The 18,727-nt window shown below is 44.3% G+C and carries 18 protein-coding genes and 1 pseudogene; 11 read left to right on the forward strand and 8 right to left on the reverse strand.

Annotated elements, in window-relative coordinates:
• Positions 1 to 188: 188 nt before the first annotated feature.
• A complete protein-coding gene (gene bamB / locus K941_RS0107190; RefSeq protein WP_051225940.1) occupies positions 189 to 1,367 on the forward strand; it encodes an outer membrane protein assembly factor BamB in 1,179 nt (392 codons plus the stop codon).
• An 83-nt stretch (positions 1,368 to 1,450) separates the two neighbouring features.
• On the opposite strand, the gene K941_RS0107195 is transcribed toward bamB, so the two are convergent.
• The 8 genes and pseudogenes from K941_RS0107195 to nhaC all read right to left on the reverse strand — a co-directional run bounded on the left by K941_RS0107195 (position 1,451) and on the right by nhaC (position 9,855).
• Positions 1,451 to 2,083 carry a 3-oxoacid CoA-transferase subunit B gene (locus K941_RS0107195; RefSeq protein WP_029103088.1) on the reverse strand — a complete coding sequence of 211 codons (633 nt, stop codon included), beginning with the start codon at positions 2,081 to 2,083 and terminating at the stop codon, positions 1,451 to 1,453.
• A gap of 9 nt (positions 2,084 to 2,092) precedes the next feature.
• Positions 2,093 to 2,797 (reverse strand): CoA transferase subunit A, encoded by a 705-nt coding sequence (locus K941_RS0107200; protein WP_208854366.1) that lies wholly within the window; start codon positions 2,795 to 2,797, stop codon positions 2,093 to 2,095.
• A 28-nt stretch (positions 2,798 to 2,825) separates the two neighbouring features.
• Positions 2,826 to 3,614: a 3-hydroxybutyrate dehydrogenase gene (locus K941_RS0107205; protein ID WP_036387796.1), complete on the reverse strand. Its 789-nt coding sequence runs from the start codon at positions 3,612 to 3,614 to the stop codon at positions 2,826 to 2,828.
• A gap of 23 nt (positions 3,615 to 3,637) precedes the next feature.
• A complete protein-coding gene (locus K941_RS0107210; RefSeq protein ID WP_029103091.1) occupies positions 3,638 to 5,020 on the reverse strand; it encodes a GntP family permease in 1,383 nt (460 codons plus the stop codon).
• A 121-nt stretch (positions 5,021 to 5,141) separates the two neighbouring features.
• Positions 5,142 to 6,317, reverse strand: a complete 1,176-nt coding sequence (locus K941_RS0107215; RefSeq protein ID WP_029103092.1) for a thiolase family protein — start codon at positions 6,315 to 6,317, stop codon at positions 5,142 to 5,144.
• 28 nt (positions 6,318 to 6,345) lie between these two features.
• Positions 6,346 to 7,683 carry a short-chain fatty acid transporter gene (locus tag K941_RS0107220; RefSeq protein ID WP_029103093.1) on the reverse strand — a complete coding sequence of 446 codons (1,338 nt, stop codon included), beginning with the start codon at positions 7,681 to 7,683 and terminating at the stop codon, positions 6,346 to 6,348.
• Positions 7,684 to 7,800: 117 nt separating this feature from the next.
• Positions 7,801 to 8,434 (reverse strand): annotated as a pseudogene (gene maiA / locus K941_RS15075) (maleylacetoacetate isomerase).
• Positions 8,434 to 9,855 (reverse strand): Na+/H+ antiporter NhaC, encoded by a 1,422-nt coding sequence (gene nhaC / locus K941_RS0107230; protein WP_036387798.1) that lies wholly within the window; start codon positions 9,853 to 9,855, stop codon positions 8,434 to 8,436. Before nhaC ends, maiA begins: the two are co-directional and overlap by 1 nt.
• A 164-nt stretch (positions 9,856 to 10,019) precedes the next feature.
• Here nhaC and der point away from each other — a divergent pair, with 164 nt between their 5' ends.
• The 10 genes from der to K941_RS0107285 all read left to right on the forward strand — a co-directional run bounded on the left by der (position 10,020) and on the right by K941_RS0107285 (position 18,727).
• Positions 10,020 to 11,438: a ribosome biogenesis GTPase Der gene (der, locus tag K941_RS0107235; protein ID WP_029103095.1), complete on the forward strand. Its 1,419-nt coding sequence runs from the start codon at positions 10,020 to 10,022 to the stop codon at positions 11,436 to 11,438.
• Positions 11,439 to 11,677: 239 nt separating this feature from the next.
• On the forward strand, positions 11,678 to 12,439 hold the full coding sequence (locus K941_RS0107240; RefSeq protein ID WP_029103096.1) for a hypothetical protein: 762 nt from the start codon (positions 11,678 to 11,680) through the stop codon (positions 12,437 to 12,439).
• A 2-nt stretch (positions 12,440 to 12,441) separates the two neighbouring features.
• Positions 12,442 to 13,035 carry an aminotransferase class IV family protein gene (locus K941_RS15080; RefSeq protein ID WP_167539592.1) on the forward strand — a complete coding sequence of 198 codons (594 nt, stop codon included), beginning with the start codon at positions 12,442 to 12,444 and terminating at the stop codon, positions 13,033 to 13,035.
• Between the two features lies 1 nt (position 13,036).
• Positions 13,037 to 13,891, forward strand: a complete 855-nt coding sequence (locus K941_RS0107250) for a metallophosphoesterase family protein (RefSeq protein WP_029103097.1) — start codon at positions 13,037 to 13,039, stop codon at positions 13,889 to 13,891.
• Between the two features lie 690 nt (positions 13,892 to 14,581).
• On the forward strand, positions 14,582 to 15,796 hold the full coding sequence (locus tag K941_RS0107255) for an RtcB family protein (protein WP_029103098.1): 1,215 nt from the start codon (positions 14,582 to 14,584) through the stop codon (positions 15,794 to 15,796).
• Between the two features lie 150 nt (positions 15,797 to 15,946).
• Positions 15,947 to 16,162: a hypothetical protein gene (locus K941_RS15085; protein ID WP_051225941.1), complete on the forward strand. Its 216-nt coding sequence runs from the start codon at positions 15,947 to 15,949 to the stop codon at positions 16,160 to 16,162.
• Positions 16,163 to 16,251: 89 nt separating this feature from the next.
• Positions 16,252 to 16,674 (forward strand): HvfA family oxazolone/thioamide-modified RiPP metallophore, encoded by a 423-nt coding sequence (locus tag K941_RS15090; protein ID WP_036387802.1) that lies wholly within the window; start codon positions 16,252 to 16,254, stop codon positions 16,672 to 16,674.
• Positions 16,675 to 16,765: 91 nt separating this feature from the next.
• On the forward strand, positions 16,766 to 18,082 hold the full coding sequence (locus tag K941_RS0107275) for an FAD-dependent oxidoreductase (protein ID WP_228130382.1): 1,317 nt from the start codon (positions 16,766 to 16,768) through the stop codon (positions 18,080 to 18,082).
• A gap of 44 nt (positions 18,083 to 18,126) precedes the next feature.
• Positions 18,127 to 18,516, forward strand: a complete 390-nt coding sequence (locus K941_RS0107280) for a rhodanese-like domain-containing protein (RefSeq protein ID WP_029103100.1) — start codon at positions 18,127 to 18,129, stop codon at positions 18,514 to 18,516.
• 10 nt (positions 18,517 to 18,526) lie between these two features.
• Entirely contained in the window at positions 18,527 to 18,727 is a 201-nt protein-coding gene (locus K941_RS0107285; protein WP_029103101.1) for a YgaP family membrane protein, read from the forward strand.

Below are 18,727 nucleotides of genomic sequence, written 5' to 3' on the forward strand. Positions count from 1 at the left end.
CTTTAAAATTACTGCAAACACAATGATGTTTGGATGTAGGGGCGTGCTGTGCACGCCTTGTGTAGTAATGTTATCAAAAGGGTGTGCTCAGCACACCCCTACAAACCCGTGGTAAATATCAAGTTGTTTGGGTGTATATCAACCACAATCAAATCTAAACCAAATACAGAAATCAAATAAGGATTCATATGAAACACATCACCAAACCTTTGGCTGTGGCAAGTGTGGCGGTATTGGCACTGACTGCCACAGGTTGCGACCGTTTTAGTCGCAGTAAAACCCCTGAGAGCAAACCTGCCAAACTGGTCAAGATTGATAATGAAGTAGCGGTTTTAAATAAAGTTGCCAGTTTTTCACTACCCCAAGCAGGCGGGCGTTTTAAAGGTGTCAATGTCAATAAAAAAGACGTGGCAGACTTGCAAGTGGCTTTTGTGGATGGTGCACTCATCGCTGCCAGTCGCACGGGCGTGGTCAGTGCCTTTGCTGGCAATGCTCAGGCATGGTCGGTAAATGTTGGCGATGTCATCAGTAGTGGCGTGGCAACCGATGGTAGGCTTGTGGTAGTTGGCACTCGCTCGGGCAAGGTAGTGGCATTAGATGGAGCGACAGGAAGCGTGGTGTGGGAGCGAGGCTTGCCCAGCTCATCACTTGCTCCTGCTCTCATCGGCAGTGGTCGCGTGATGGTCTCTGCCAACGACGGCATGATTTATGCCCTAAATGCCAGTGATGGCAGTCAAGTGTGGCAGTTTAGCACCCAAAACCCTGCCGTCAGCGTGCGGGGTGCGGCAACACCCATCAGTCTAGATGCCAACACGGCATTATTTGGCACGGCAGACGGACGTATTCATGCCATCAACCCACAGGCAGGCACACCGCTGTGGACACGTCGGGTAGGGCGTGCAGTCGGTGGTAGTCAAGTCCACCGCATGAGCGATGTCGATGGCACGCCATTGGTGGCAGGTCAATATCTGTATGTGCCAAGTTATAGCGGACAGCTGACTGGGTTTGACATGAGTGCAGGACGTACCCTATTTGTTAGCGAGCTTGCCAGCACCAAATCTCCTGCTCTACTGGGTAGTCAGCTCATTGGTACAAGCATCCATGGCGATGTGGTTGCCTTTAATGCGATGACAGGCGATGTTTTGTGGGAGAATAATGAACTCAAATACCGCCGTCTGACCAATCCTGTCGTCATTGGCAGTCATGTGGCGGTGGGCGATTTGGACGGTGTGGTGCATGTTTTTGATAACACAGGCAGAATCATTAGTCGTACAAATACCAAAGGACAGCTAACCAGTTTGCAAGTGATAGAAAACCGCTTATATACCCAAAGCAGTGAGGGCGTGGTTGCGGTGTGGCAGTTCTAATGATGTACAAATAACAAATATAAAAATGCCAAGCAAAAGGGGTGAGAATATCACCCCTTTATTTGTTATTTGCCTATTTGTTGTTAGGCTTGATGTACTGTAACAGGCGTCACCCTTTGCACATCATCAAACGTTACGCCATCAGCAAGCTCCACCAAAACAAGCCCCTTATCGGTAACGTCATACACCCCAAGCTCGGTAATGATGCGATTAACCACGCCCTTACCTGTCAGAGGAAGCTGGCACTCAGGCAAAATCTTCGGCTCGCCATGTTTATTGACCTGCTCCATAAGCACAATAACACGCCCCACGCCTGCGACCAAATCCATCGCTCCGCCCATGCCCTTGACCATTTTGTTTGGTATCATCCAATTTGCCAAATCGCCCTTTTCGGAAACTTCCATTGCCCCCAAAATGGCAAGATTGACCTTGCCGCCCCGTATCATGCCAAAAGACTGCGATGAGCTAAAAAAGCTCGCCCCCTGTTGAGCGGTTACCGTTTGCTTACCTGCGTTGATTAAATCAGCATCAAGCTCGCTCTCGGTGGGGAACGCCCCAATGCCCAAAAGTCCATTTTCTGATTGAAGCATGACCGTCATGCCATCTGGAATGTAGTTGGCAACCAATGTTGGCAAACCAATGCCCAAATTCACATAATAACCGTCTTGTAATTCCAAACTGGCACGGCGTGCCATTTGCTCTCTTGTCCAAGCCATGAGTTCCCCCTATGATTGTTGTCTAATGGTGCGTTGTTCAATGCGTTTTTCGGGCGTGGCATTGACCACGATACGATGTACATAAATGCCTGACAGATGAATCTCGTCAGGGTCAATCTCGCCTATCTCCACAAGCTCTTCGACTTCCACGACCGTGATTTTACCTGCGGTCGCGACATCGGGGTTGAAGTTACGGGCAGTTTTTCTAAAAATGAGATTGCCCATTTTGTCCGCTTTATATGCCTTGACAAGCGACACATCAGCGACAAGTGAGCGTTCCATGAGATATTCTACCCCGTCAAATTCACGCACTTCTTTGCCTTCAGCAACCTTTGTTCCCACGCCTGTTTTGGTAAAAAAAGCAGGAATGCCCGCCCCGCCTGCACGAAGTTTTTCGGCAAGCGTGCCTTGTGGGGTAAGCTCCACTTCAAGCTCACCTGACAAAAATTGGCGTTCAAATTCCTTGTTCTCGCCCACATAAGACGCGATCATTTTTTTGATTTGGCGACTTTTTAGAAGTAGCCCAAGCCCAAAATCATCCACGCCTGCGTTATTACTGATACAGGTTAGGTTTTTTACGCCTGTCTCTCTTAGAGCCGAAATAAGAGCTTCGGGGATACCACACAGCCCAAAGCCACCTACGGCAATGGTTTGACCATCTTTTACAATATCAGCCAGAGCGGCTTGGGCGTTGTCATATACTTTTGTCATGATGACTCCTAAGGTTAAAAGTATGGTTGATTTATTTCATTGACCAGCCATGACTGGCAATAAAGGACTGTCCTGTAAATACATTGGTTGGAAAACTTGCCAAAAATAATGCCAGAGCTGCCACATCATCAGTGGTAGTAAATTCACCATCCACAGTAGAGCCTAACATGATATTTTTTACCACCTCTTCTTCACTAATGCCTTTTTCACGAGCCTGTTCAGGGATTTGTTTTTCTACCAATGGTGTTTTGACAAAACCAGGACAGATAACATGAGAGCGGACATTATGTTTTACTCCTTCTTTGGCAAGCGTGCGGCATAATCCCAAAAGTCCATGTTTGGCGGTAACGTAAGGGGATTTTAACGCTGATGCTTCGTGAGAATGCACCGAACCCATATAAATGACAGTGCCAGAGTTTTTTGCATACATATGTTTTAGGGCGGCTTTTGTGGTCAAAAAAGCACCATCCAAATGTATGGCAAGCATTTTTTTCCAATCATTATAAGCAAGCTTATCAATGGGATTGATGATTTGAATGCCTGCATTGGATATTAAAGTATCCAAAGCCCCATATTCTGCCACAAAATCATCAATGGTTTGATTTACCTGATTTTCTTGTGTGACATCCAGCAATATGGCTTTTGCTTGACCACCTAAGGTTTTTATTTCATCGCAAACACCGTGGGCGTGGTCTAAGTTTATGTCAGCCACACCAATCGTTGCCCCTGCTTTGGCAAATTCAAGTGCAATTTGCCTTCCAATACCACCACCTGCCCCTGTAATAAAAGCGGTTTTGTTTTTTAGGTCATGATTCATCATTCATACTCCTTTGTGTCATGATATTAAAAAGAATCAAAGAATGTGCCCAGCATAATAATACATATGGTTGCTAGAATTGGAATAGCTATGGTAACAATAGCAAGATTTACATAAGATTGCTTGTGTGTTAGGTGACAAATGGCAAACAATGTAATGACCGCACCAGAATGTGGTAGGGTATCTAGACCGCCTGCCGCCATGACAGCAACTCTATGTAGCAACTCTGGATCTATGTTATGCTCAATGGCAAGTCTCAGGTAATCTTCGCCGAGCGTTTGTAGGGCAATGCTTAGCCCACCTGATGATGAGCCTGTAATGCCTGCCAAAACACTCATGGCAACCGCTTCAGAAACCAAAGGGTTGTTTGGTGAAATGTTAAGAATGTTATCCCGAATGATGGCAAATCCCGCCATCGTGGCAATGACTGCTCCATAACCGACTTCTGATGCGGTATTAAAAATAGGTAACATGGAGCCATAGACGCCTTTATTAACTGATTCTTGTAGCTTCTTGAAGTGTCTTAAATTTAATAAAATAAGTACAGAGCATGATGTTAATAGAGCGATGATGATAGACCATAAGCCAAGATTGGCTTTGATTTCAAGTTCGGGAAATTTGGCAGTAATCGCCCCAAAATCCATGTTGGGAAACACGCCATAAGTCAGTAAAGCATTAATGGCAATCACTAAAATGAGTGGAAGTGCCGCCAACACAAATGACATGTTGGAACTTAAAAGTTTGGTGTCATCATCTATATGGTTGCCATAGCCTTCTCCTGTTTTTTTGGCTAAGTTGGCACGGCTTTGCAACCACCAAGTTCCCAATACAAACATGATAAAACCACCAATTAACCCCAAAATAGGTGCGGCAAAGGCATTTGTCTGATAATACGGAATAGGAATGGCATTTTGAATAGCAGGCGTGCCAGGTAAAGCGGTCATGGTAAAGGTAAACGAACCAAGAGCAATACTGGCAGGTATTAAGCGTTTAGGGATGTCTGCTTGCCTAAATAGAGCTTTTGAAATGGGATAAATAGAAAACGCCACCACAAAAAGCGATACGCCACCGTATGTCAGGATGCCACAGACCAAAACCACCACCAAAATTGCCCTGCTGGCACCTAATTTTTCGGTAATAGTATTGGCAATAGTCGTAGCTGCACCAGAATCCGCCATGAGCTGTCCAAATAACGCTCCTAATAGAAATACGGGGAAAAATTTTAATAAATATCCGCCTAGCGCCTTCATGAATGTTTCAGTGTAGGCAGGCAAAAGCAGTACACCATCACCTGATAAGATGACTGCTAACGCTGCCATGAGTGGAGCCAGTATCAATACCGACCAACCCCGATAAGCAAAGTACATTAAAAGCACAAGAGAGATAATAATAGCCAGAATACTCATGATAAATCACTCCATGATTGTCATGTTTGGATTGGGTTGATTTTTTTGTGAGTTTCATAAACATCATAAAACATTGAGTAAAAACCCACTAAATTAACCCTGTACAGTCCTTGAAAATCAAAAATCACACCAACTCAATCGCCATAGCCACCGCCTCACCGCCACCAATACACAAACTGGCAACGCCTTTTTTACCGCCCACTCGTTTTAGGGCGTGAATGAGCGTTACCAAAATTCTCGCCCCCGATGACCCTAAAGGGTGCCCTAAGGCACACGCACCGCCATGAATATTGACTTTATCAGCATCCAACTCAAATGCGTCAATGGCGGATAATGTGACCATGGCAAAGGCTTCGTTAATCTCCCATACGTCCACGTCTTTTGCCGTCCACCCTGCCTTATCAAGCACCTTTTGCATCGCACCGACAGGGGCAATGGTAAACTCGCTTGGATGCTGGGCGTGGCTTGCGTGGGCGACAATCCGAGCCAGTACAGGTAGGTTATTGGCTTTGCCAAATTCAGCGCTTGCCACCAGCACCACAGACGCGCCGTCTGAGATGGAGCTTGCGTTGGCAGGGGTGATTGTGCCGTCTTTAGCAAAGGCAGGTTTTAGGGTTGGGATTTTGTCAATGTTGGCATTGGCAGGCTGTTCGTCTGTATCCACCACCACATCGCCCTTGCGAGTGCTGACGGTAACAGGGCAAATTTCGTCTTTAAAATAACCGTTATCAATGGCATTCATGGCTTTTTTGAGCGATGAAATGGCAAACTCGTCCATTTGGGTGCGAGTATAGCCCTTTTTATCCGCCATTTCTTGGGCATATACACCCATGAGTTTGCCTGATTCGGCATCTTGTAAGCCGTCAAAAAACATCAAATCACGAACCTCGCCATGCCCCATACGAAAGCCCCCACGAGCCTTAGGCAAGGCATATGGGGCGTTGGTCATGGAGTCCATGCCTCCTGCGATGACAGCAGATTTGTCGCCTGCCTTGATGGCGTTGCAAGCGGTCATGACAGACATGAGTCCCGAGCCACAGACTTTGTTTATCATGGTTGCCCCGACGCTGTCAGGCATGTTGGCAAGTCGCATGGCTTGGCGAGCAGGGGCTTGACCCACACCTGCTGACAGCACGCATCCCATGATGACCTCATCTATCTTATCATCGGACACGCCTGCTTTATCCAGCACCGAACGAATGGCAACCGCCCCAAGCTGTGGCGATGATAGACTGGCAAACGCCCCTTGAAACGCCCCCATGGGCGTGCGAGATGCTGAGATGATGACCGGATTTGACATAAAAACTCCTTATTTGTTTGTCAAAAAATTAAACTAGAAAATAAAACCCACCTGCTATAATCAATCCTGATGCGATAAGTACCATAAGACAATAGCCCATAATCGCCCTCGCGTCAAGACCTGCAATGCCTAACAATGGCAACGCCCAAAACGGCTGTATCATGTTTGTCCATGCATCACCCCAAGCAATCGCCATGGCGGTAACTTCAGGCTTAACTCCAAGGGCAAGACCTGCTGGCATCATGATAGGACCTTGCACCGCAAACTGACCACCCCCTGACGGCACAAAGACGTTCACAACCCCTGCACTCAAAAACGCCAATATGGGGAAAGTGTCGCTTGACGCATGATTTAAAAAGAAATTGGTAACTTGCGTGCCAATGGATATGCCGTCCGCATTCGCCCCTGTAACCACACCCATGATTCCCCCATAAAAAGGAAACAACAGCACAATGCCTGTGATACCGCTAATACCGTCATTGACGGCACGATAATAGCGTTCTAGCGTACCATGAGCAAGTAGCCCAATGAATAAAAACAATCCAATGACGATATTTAAGCCAAAATTCATGCTTTTGCTAAATTCTACGGCAAAATACCCCATTGCCAACATCATCAATAGTATCATCATCAGACGGCTATCGTCTAGTTTTTGGGCGGGCGTGTCATTTGGCGGTAAAATTAACGGCTTATCTTTTATCAGTTCTGGATTGACAAGCGTTGGATTTTTTGGGTGCATGAGTGCATTTAATATCGGCACAATGAGCAAAATCAGCCCTGCAATAATAAGATTGTAAGATGAAAAAATGGTCGTAGAAATTGGCACGACATCACTCAATGTACCACCAGATAATTTGGCAAGTGTCTCGCCCCCTGTACTTAATGTGAGTGGCACAGAACCTGATAACCCACCATGCCACACCAAAAAGCCCGAATAAGCAGAAGCCACAAGTAGCGGATAATCCACGCCTCGCACTCGTTTGGCAAGGGCTTTGGCAAATACTGCCCCAATCACCAGTCCAAAACCCCAATTTAACAAACAACCAATCATCGCCACCAAAGTAACAACCACAATCGCTGTTATGGGACGGTGAACTTTGCTCGCTAGCTTATCCAATAGCTTTTGAAAAATAGGGGCATTGGCAAAGGCATAGCCCGTTACCAAAATCAGTGCCATTTGCATGGCAAAGCTATGAAGCGACCACAAGCCATTGCCCCAATGATGAGCCAACGCCAATGGGGATTGACCCGTCAAAACAATCCCTGCAATAAAGGCAATGAATGTCAAGACCACAGAAAAGACAAAGGGGGACGGTAGGTAACGATTGACCAGTTGTACGCTAAGATTAGTAAGAGTGGCAAACATAAACATTCCTTGTTAAACGCCTGTTATTTTTTATATCTTAAATCATTTTTTATTGTCATGCAAGTGGTTTTATTTAAGAGTTTTAGTATTGGCAATATGCTAAAAAGTCCGTATTCTCTAAACATCGCAATCCACCTGCTCACTCGGATGTGCCTTAACAAAGGCAGGCAAAGTATTGCAATACTCATGAATGGCGGTAATGGTTGGATAGGCGGACAAATCCACCCCAAAGCGTTTGGCATTGTACACCTGCGGTATTAGCACACAGTCGGCAGCGTGGGCGTATCGCCAAAACAGCAGTTGCCTGCCGTCTTTTGGAGCAGTTTTTCAAGCGGAGCAAAGTTTTCGTGTATCCAATGGGCATACCACGCCTGCTTGTCATCATCGCCAATATTTAGGCGTTGTTGTAGGTATTTTAGCGCCTTTAAATTATTAAGCGGGTGCGTGTCGCACGCTATCATCTGGCACACCGCCCACACACTTGCACGGTCAAGGGGGTCTTGGGACAGTAGGGGTGTGGCAGGATAGGCATTTTCTAAATAATCCAAAATCGCAAGCGACTGTGTGATGATGCGACCGTCCACGTGAAGAGCAGGGATGAGCCCTTGGGGTTTTTGGCAAGATACTCTGCCATGCCCTGCTCCCCTTTGACCAGATGAATTGGCACACTGTCAAACGCCAAGTCTTTTAGGTGCAAGGCAATCCGCACCCGATAGCTTGCCGATGAGCGAAAATAGGTATAAAGTTTCATCATGTCTCCTGTGTCGGTTCAGCCCTTGTAATTGTGATTCCTGTAAACCCAAAAAAGAGCGTCAAAAATAAACAGCTATAACAAAACACCGCATACGGCACATAGTCCAGCACAGGTATGCCAAACACCCCTGCCAAAAACACCCCGTACACGCCCCACGGCACCAAAGGATTGATGACTGTGCCTGAATCTTCTATCGTGCGAGCCAAGTTTTTGGGGTGCAAGCCTAAGCGTTTGAACTCAGGGGCAAAGGTATTGCCCGATAACAATAGGCTCAAATACTGCTCACCCACCAAAAAATTGACCCCAAATGCCGTCAAAGACGCTGTCAATACCGCACGACTGGCACGAGTCAAAAGATGACGAATGGTGGATAATAAAGCAGGCAACACCCCCAAAGCGTGCAAGAGTCCTCCCAAGCTCAATGCCAAAATCACAAGAAGCTGGCTAAAAAACATACTTTCCAAACCGCCCCTTGACACCAGTCGCCCCACATCGCCAAGCTTCAAGCCTTCGGCAGGTTTATACCCTGTAAAAAACCACCCGCCAAGCTCAGCAAGACTTGGCGAGCTATGGATATAGGTGATGATAAGCGACACGGCAATGGTTGCTGATATGGCATAAATGGCGTTCACTCGCATGACAGCAAGGGCAATCAGCACGGCAAAGGGGATAAGGGCATAGCCATGCACCAAACCACTTGCCACAAGACTATCCTGCAACACCGCCACGTCCGCCAAGTCCGCACCGCCATCGCCTGATAACACAAAAAACACCACCGCCGAGATAAGCCAAGCAGGAATGGTGGTGTACATCATGTTTTTGATGTGGTCAAATAGGTCAATGCCCACGATACTGGCGGCAATGCTTGTTGTGTCGGACAAAGGCGACATCTTATCGCCAAACAACGCCCCTGAGACCACCGCCCCTGAGACGATGGCAGGATTGGCGTTAAAGGCTTCGGCCATGCCCAAAAACGCCACGCCCACAGTCGCACAAGTGGTAAATCCACTACCTAATGCCACGCCAATCACACTTGCCAAGATAAAGGCGGACAAATAAAACATCTGGGGCGACAAGACATTAAAGCCATAATAAATCAAAGTTGGAATCGCCCCACTCATCATAAGAGCGGACACCAGTAGCCCAATGAACGAGAACAGATAAATCGCCCCCATGCCTGTGGATACGCCCTTTATCATACGCTCTTGCATATCATCAAAGGAGATACGCCGACTAAACCCAAACATAAGTAAGCCCAATATCACTAAAAGCAAGGACAAATGTGGCACAAAGCCCCATGCTATCATCGTAACGCCCAAAATGATAATGGCACTGATGGCAATCACTACCGCTTGGGCGTGGCTTAGGGTCAAAAGGGTGTCGTCATGATGTGAATGATGAATGTGCTTGTCGGTCATTTTTGCTTCTTTAATGCCTCTAAATGGCTTATTATACCTTATTGATCGCCATTCGTATATGTAGTGATGTTCTTTGTTTGGCGTAAGCAAAATCAATAAATACCATACCCCGTCAATTTTATGTTAAAATAGTGAGTTTTATAAAATAACAATCCGAGAACACCATGTCCCTAAAACCTGTAGTCGCCCTGATAGGTCGCCCCAATGTCGGCAAATCCACGCTGTTTAACCAATTCACCAAATCCCGCCAAGCCCTAGTCGCTGACCTAGCAGGGCTGACCCGAGACCGCCAATATGGCGATGTGTTTTTTGAAAATAAATCCTTTATCGTCATTGATACAGGCGGTATTGGCGAGGCTGATGATGGTAAGGGCAACATTGATGACTATATGGCAACACAGTCGTACACCGCCATTCATGAAGCGGACATGGTCGTGTTTGTCGTGGACGCACGGGCAGGACTAACCCCAAGCGATGAGGAGATTGCCAAGTTTTTGCACACGCTGGGTAAGCCTGTCTTTTTGGTAACCAACAAAACAGACGGTGTACACGAAGCGTCCATTGCTGAGTTTTTTGGTTTGGGTTTTGGCGAGCCAATTCCGACAAGTGCCAGCCACGGCAAGGGCGTAACGAGCCTGCTTGAAATCATCACTGCCGATATGCCCGAGACGCTCGCCGAAAATCCTGAGACAGACGGCTTGAAACTGGCGATTATCGGCAGACCTAATGTCGGCAAATCCACGCTGGTCAATCGCTTGCTTGGCGAGGAGCGTGTTGTGGTGTTTGATATGCCAGGTACGACAAGGGACAGCATTTACATTCCCTTTGAGCGAGAAGGTCGCCAATACACACTCATTGATACCGCAGGCGTGAGACGGCGTGGGCGGATTGGTGAAAAAGTAGAAAAATTTAGTGTTATCAAGACCCTACAAGCTATCAAAGATGCCAATGTGGTTGTGCTAGTGATTGACGCACACGAAGGTATCGTTGATCAAGATTTGCATATGTTAGGCTATGCTCTGGACGCAGGTCGTGCGATTGTGATTGCCATTAACAAATGGGACAATCTTAGCCAAGACCAAAAAGACATTGTCAAAATTGAAATGGACAGACGTTTTCATTTTATTCCGTGGGTTAAGATTCATCTGATTTCTGCCCTGTACGGCAATGGCGTGGGCAATCTGTATCCGTCTATCCATAAGGCGTACGATGCGTCCATGTTTAAGGTGTCTACGTCTCGTCTTACGCAGATTTTGCAGGATGCGGTGGAAGCTCATCAACCGCCAATGGTGGGCGGTCGCCGTATCAAACTTCGCTATGCTCATTTAGGTGGGCATAATCCGCCTGTCATCGTCATTCACGGCAACCAAACGAGCAGTTTGCCAAAAAGTTATCAGCGTTATCTTGAAAATGTGTATCGGGACGTGTTTAAATTAGAAGGCACGCCCCTGCACGTAGAATTTAAACAAAATGCCAACCCATACGAAGGCAAAAAAAATCCCATCATTAAAAATAAAGCCAAAGTCATGCGTGAGCGTAAACGTATTGCTGAGTTTAAGAAACGGGATAAGAAGAGAAAGTGATTTATATTTATGGGGGTGGATTAAATTTGCCCCTAGCTATACCTAACGAACTTAATATTTACCACGGGTTTGTAGGGGTGTGCTGAGCACACCCTTTGATGACATTACTGCACAAGGCGTGCACAGCACGCCCCTACGTCCACACATTATTATGTTTTTAGTAATTTAAAGTTTCTTGGGTGTATATTTAAACTCAAAGTAAATCATAAATCAATAATGGCAAAATAATAAATAACCCTATGTTCAAAAATATCCGCATTCTTATCCTACTGTGCATTTTGCTTATTGTCGCTGTCAATAACTTTCGTGATAAAAACCACGATTGGCAAAAGCCTGTTTATGTCGCCATTTATCCCATTAACATGGATAATTCGCCAGAAGTTGCCAAATATATCGCAAGCCTATCTGATAGCGATTTTAAAGAAATAGAGACTTATCTCAATGCCGAGAGCAAAAAATACGGTCAAAACGCCAGTTTTTATTATCGGCTAGGGCAGGAAGTTAAAGCCATGCCCCCTGTAGTGCCAAGAAATGGCGGAATTACGGACGCGATTATTTGGAGTTTAAAATTTCGCTATTATACCTACAAAAACGCCCATGACGTTGGCGTGCCGACCAATTTGCGGTTATTTTTGCAGTATCATAGCCCTGACAAAAAAATCATCACCGAGACATCTACCGCCCTACAAAATGGACGCATTGGCGTGGTCAATCTGTTTGGAGTGTCAAAAAGAACTGCCAATAACAACGTGGTCATCGCCCACGAGAGCTTGCACGCCTTTGGGGCGAGCGACAAATACGACCTATCAAACGGTTCTCCCATATATCCGCACGGCTATGCCAACCCTGCCCAAAACCCACGCTATCCGCAGACCCAAGCCGAGCTTATGGCGGTACATATCCCCACGTCCCCGACCAAATTTGACATGGCACGAGACCTAAAACAAACAGTCGTGGGCGAGATGACGGCGGTTGAGATTAAATGGAAAAAACTGGATTAACCATGCTTTTTGAGACGCTTGCCATAAATAATGGGCGTATTTTAAATCTGGATTATCACAATAGACGATTTAAACAGGGGCAGTTATTTTTACATTGTCAAAGCATGATTGATGATATTGCCGATATAATTTGTGTGCCTGATGAATTTAACAATAAATTTATCCGTTGTCGTGTTACTTATGATAAATATAGCACAAAAGTAGAATATTTTGATTATGCCCCAAAATCCATTCAGTCTTTTAAAATAATAGAATGTGATAGTATAGATTATGCTTATAAATATGATGATAGAAATTTATTAAATCAGTTATTATCCCAAAAGGGTGATTGTGATGAAATTATCATTATAAAAAACGGCTTGGTTACGGATTGTTCTATTGGCAATTTATTATTTTTAAAAGACAATCACTGGTACACGCCTGATACACCATTATTACAAGGCACTCAGCGAGCGTATTTATTGGAAGCTCAAAAAATTCATTTGGCAAATATTGATAAAAATAATATTTGGCAATATGAAAAAGTGATGATGATAAATGCCCTAAATGCGTTTGATGAGAATCGGGCGGTGTTAATTAAAAATATTAAGGAATGATATGCTAAGATTGGCGATTTTTGCGGACATTCATGGCAAATTTTTATTACCCTTTAAATTGGTGGATTATTATCAAGCCCTGACAGGACAAGCGATTGATGCCATTATCCAATGTGGCGACATGGGAGTATTTCCTGAAAAAAACAACATGGATAAAGCGACATTAAGACACGCCAGACATGACAGAGATGAGTTGGGTTTTATGGATAATTTTGTCAAAATGGATAGTGACATTGCCAAATTTTTAAATACGCTCAATATCCCCATGTATGCCGTGCGTGGCAATCACGAAGACCATGATTTTTTGGATAATTTAGAAAATAACAGCGATAAAAATTTGCCTTATTTTCATATTGATTGTTATCAAAAAATTCGGGTATTAAAAACAGGCTTTCCACTCATATTAACCAATGACGCCGACAGCATTAGCCTATTGGGCATTGGGCGAATTGGCGATAGAAAAGGGCGAGAGCATAAAACGTTTATCCAAAACTATGAACGAGAACAATTAAAAAAGCTCTATAAAACCTGTGGCGACATGGATATTTTAATCACTCATGACAAACCAATCGAAAGTATTCGTGGTTATGGTTCATCTGACGTGGCAGACGCATTGGATAATATCGCTTTTTGTTATCATTTTTATGGGCATACGGGCGAGCCTTATCATGAAACACTTGCTGATAATGGCATTACCCAATCGGTAAAAATCAAAGAATTGGAATTTAATCAAAAAGGCAAATTAGAAACAGGCTCTATGATAATTTTAGAAAAAGACAAAGACAATATCAGCATAAAAAGCGTGCCATTATTTGACATTATTCATTTTGATAAAGAAAGTTGGCGATATGTATGACTGTTTGGGATTTTTATAAAAATTTTTAAAAACCCCTTGACTTTTTATTTTTATCGCTTATCATATACGCATTCACGCACCAAATACGCTTGGTGTATTTCATTCACCCAAACAGCAATAGGAGTAAAACAATGTCTGTATCTTACAATCTTTGTAATTCAAAAAAGACCAGCCGTTTTGACTGTTTGGGCAAATCATTTTTGATATAAGCCTTATATCAAGCCAAACACATAAAGACGGTGGCAAGCCTTAATCTACAAGGCTTTCACCGTTTTTTATTGTCTAAAATTTGCCCAAAAAATCGCTAAGATTTGTCTTAAAAATTGATAAACTGCTTTATCAATTTTGACGGTTTTCTTTTCCAAAAATATTGTCTTTTATTTGTCATTTTTATATTTAAAAATGATTGGGGAAGGATTGTCTTTTTAATCTGTGTTTACTTAATTAGCTAAAAATTGAATGATTTTTGGTTGGGGTTTTTATATCAAAAATTTGGTTTTTTTTAAATACACCTAATGAAATTAATATTTATCACAGGCTTTGTAGGGGCGTGTTGCACACACCCTTGATGATATAATGATTTTATTGGATGTGCAGAGCCAGTCCCTATACCTACATATCATAAATTTGTGGTAATTTTAATGTTTCTTTATCTAAACCCCCAAACCAACTCAAAAGAGAAATAATTTTATGAGTATCGGACTTATTTTAAATGAAAATGGCAACAATGGCGTGCCTGTCAAAATCTTTACCAAAGACGTGGAGCAAAAGGCGTTAAATCAGCTCTACGCGATGAGCCAGCTACAATTTATCCATAGCCATATCGCCGTCATGCCTGACGTTCATGCGGGCAAGGGGGCGACTGTGGGGAGCGTGATTCCGACCAAATCGGCAATCATTCCGTCTGCGGTGGGCGTGGATATTGGTTGTGGTATGAACGCCCTACGCCTGTCTATCAAGGCAGGGCAGTTGCCCGACAACCTAAAGCCTGCCCGCCTTGCCATTGAAAAACACGTTCCTGTCGGCTTTGAAAAGCACAAGCAAATCATGGCAAAAATGAGTACGCTTGACCCGCTTGCCATTCGTCTCAAAAAAATTACCGACAAGCACAAGGGCTTGTTAAAAATGATGAGTAACTTTGACAGAACGTGGGCAAAACAGCTTGGCACGTTGGGCGGTGGCAATCACTTTATTGAGCTGTGCGTGGACGAGAATGATGACGTATGGATTATGCTTCACTCTGGTTCTCGTGGGATTGGCTCGTGTATTGGCGAGTATTTTATTAGCCTTGCCAAAAAGGTGAATGAGACGTGTTTTGGTTATATTCCTGACCGTGAGCTGTCGTATTTGGCACAGGGTACGCCGTTTTTTGACAATTATATTGAGGCGGTGGGCTGGGCTCAGGACTATGCGACCGAAAACCGCCGTGAGATGATGAGACTCATTATCAAAGCCTTACAAAGCAAAGACGCACAATTTCCCCGCTTTACCGTAACCAAAGAGGCGATAAACTGTCATCACAACTATGTGAGCCGTGAGACGCATTTTGGCAGTTCGGTCTATGTAACTCGCAAGGGAGCGATTAGTGCCTATGAGGGCGAGCTTGGCATTATCCCCGGCTCTATGGGGGCGAAATCCTATATCGTGCGTGGGCGTGGCAATAGCGAGAGTTTTTGTTCGTGTTCGCATGGGGCAGGGCGTAGGCTAAGCCGTGGGCGTGCGGTGCGTGAGTTTGGCTTGGCGGATTTGGTCGCTCAGACGGACGGTATCGAATGCCGTAAAGATAAGGGCGTGCTGGACGAGATTCCACAGGCGTATAAAGATATTGATGAGGTCATGGCAAACCAAACCGATTTGGTGGAGGTGGTGCATACCTTAAAACAGGTGATGTGTATTAAGGGGTGATGAATGATTTTTTATTTGTCATTTTGGAAAATAAGTGCAGGGCAAATTACATTTGCCCTGTGTTAAATTTGGATTTTGGGGCGAATAAATTACCCTTATACGTCCAAATTCTAAAATATATTTTGATTTAATCCAACATGGGAAAATAACATGAAAAATCAAAAAGAGCTTATCAAACTTGGCGAAAAATTGGCAAATCACCCAATTTACCCAAGTGCGATTAAAGTACGCAACCAAACCGCCTTAAACCCTTTATTAAAAAAGGGTGGTGTTCATGATAAAGACAACCCCAAAACACGCCATAAAAAAGAGCGTGCCAAAATACGTTTGCACCTAAAACATAAGGGGTATGACAACAATTTTTAAAAATTTTTCAAATTTTTTGTAAGATATTTGCCCCACGTCCGTCTAAGATATATCATAAAATGGTTTATGATGTTTAATTGGAGTTTATCATGTCAAATCTTAACCGTAAAATCACAGGTCTTGCCGTAGCAACCCTACTTGCCACAGGACTTACTGCTTGTAAAGAAGAAAAGGTGGAAGCACAGCCCATGGAGAAAGGCTACCAAAATGCCGAGCCAGCTCAGCCTGCTACTGCCGAGCCTAACACCGCTACCGCTACCAAAACTGCCGAAGGCAAATGCGGTGAGGGCAAATGTGGCGAAGCAGGGTGCAGTGCCACCATGACCGACAAATCAGCCGAAGGTAAATGTGGCGAAGGTAAATGCGGAGCCGAAGCAAAAGCAGGCGATAAAAGTGCTCATGCAGGTTGTGGAGCGAACACCGCTACTGCTACCGCCGACAAATCAGCAACTGCCAGTTGTGGAGCAAGCACCAACAAAAACGCTAATGCCAGTTGTGGCGGTAACAAATAAATAGCGGTTTAGGCTTGCATGACAGGGTTTTGGGAATTTTTCACAACCTTGTTATACACTAATGATTTTGGCAAATAAATTGGAGAAAAAGATGATACAAACCAAAAACTTAATCATCGGCTTTGGTAAAGCAGGCAAAACGCTGGCAGGGCTGTTTGACAAACAGGGCGAGCGTACCATTTTGGTTGAGCAATCGGACAAAATGTATGGCGGAACGTGTATTAACGTGGGCTGTATTCCGTCAAAAAAACTGATTCATGAAGCCAAAACAGACAGTTTTGCCGTTGCCATGCAGGACAAGGACAAACTCATCTCTGCCTTGCGTGAAGCTAATTTTAACAAAATCAATGATTTGCCAAATGTGACCGTCATCAATGCACAAGCGAGCTTTGTTGATGATAACACTGTTGCCCTATCCACAGGCGAGACGGTGCGTGCCGAGCGGATTTTTATCAACACGGGCACGACCCCCATTATGCCACCGATTGCAGGCGTGGACGGCGAGCGTGTTTATGACAGCACGGGGCTTTTAAACTTAGGCGACAGCCAAGCGACCGCCCCCAAGCGACTGGTTATCGTGGGTGCAGGCTTTATCGCCCTTGAATTTGCCTTTATGTATCACGCTTTTGGCAGTCAAGTGAGCATTGTTGAAAAATTTGACAGCTTTTTGCCAAACGTTGATGATGATGTGCGTGCGATTGTGCTTGACCTATTAAATGAGCGTGGCATTACGGTGCATTTAGGGCAAGATGTCCAAGAATTTAAACACCTAACAGAGCATACCCAAGTCATCACCGATAAGATGACCCTTGACGCTGATGCTGTGCTTGTCGCCATTGGCAGACGACCTAACACAGATGGTCTAAACCTACAAAACACAAGCGTACAGCTAAGCGAGCGTGGCTATGTGGTGTGCGATGACAAACTAAAAGCCACCGACCACATTTGGGCGATGGGCGATGTCGCAGGTTCACCGCAGTTTACCTACATCTCGCTTGATGATTATCGCATTGTGGCGGATGATTTGTTTGGGAACGGCACACGCCACAGAGCCGACCGCCACACCTTCCCAACGAGTGTTTTTATCACACCGCCTTTATCACAAATTGGCCTGAGCGAAAAACAAGCCAAAGACAGTGGCAAAAATTACCAAGTGGCAACCTTGCCCGCCCAAGCCATTGTCAAAGCCAAAATCACAGGCAATACCAAAGGCTTATTAAAAGCGATTGTGGATAAAGACAATAACGAGATTTTGGGCGTTACGTTGTTTTGTGAAAATAGCCATGAGATTATCAATTTATTTAAATTGGCAATGGATAATGGCGTTAAAGCGGATTATTTTAAAGAGCAAATTTTTACGCACCCAACCATTAGCGAATCATTAAATGATTTATTTGCCAAATTTTAATTGTTTTTAAATAAATTTAATTGGTGTAATTTAGAAGGTGTCTTATGAAAAAACTCACTCTTGCCATTGCAATTAGCATTTTGGGATTAACTGCGTGTAACAGTTTTGCCAATACCTCATCAAAACAAAACAATGCCAAATCTCAAACCCAAACTCAATCACAAATCAAACCAAAAGCAAAAGGCGTTTGGATTGATGTGCGTAGCCCAGAAGAGTATCAAGCAGGGCATTTGTCAAATAGCATAAATATCCCTGTTGGCGATATTGCATCAAAGATTTCTGCCATTGAACCCAATAAAGACAACCCTATCAATCTGTATTGCCGTAGTGGTAGACGTGCCGAAGTTGCTCGCACAGAACTCTTAAAATTGGGCTATACCAATGTTACCAATCACGGCGGTTATGAAGACCTAAAACAACAAGGCTATCGTTAAGAAGTGTTTTATGAAAATCAATGTTGGTAAACCTGATAAAATTGTACGAATTATTTTGGGTGTTGTTATTATTGGCTTGGGTGTTTATTTTGGTTCGTGGTGGGGAATTGTTGGGCTTGTACTGTTATTAACAGGCTTTATGAATTTTTGCCCCATTTATCATATTTTGGGCATCAGCACTTGCAAATGCCATGTTGATAACAAACCCTAA

Source organism: Moraxella caprae DSM 19149, assembly GCF_000426885.1.
GTDB lineage: Bacteria > Pseudomonadota > Gammaproteobacteria > Pseudomonadales > Moraxellaceae > Moraxella > Moraxella caprae.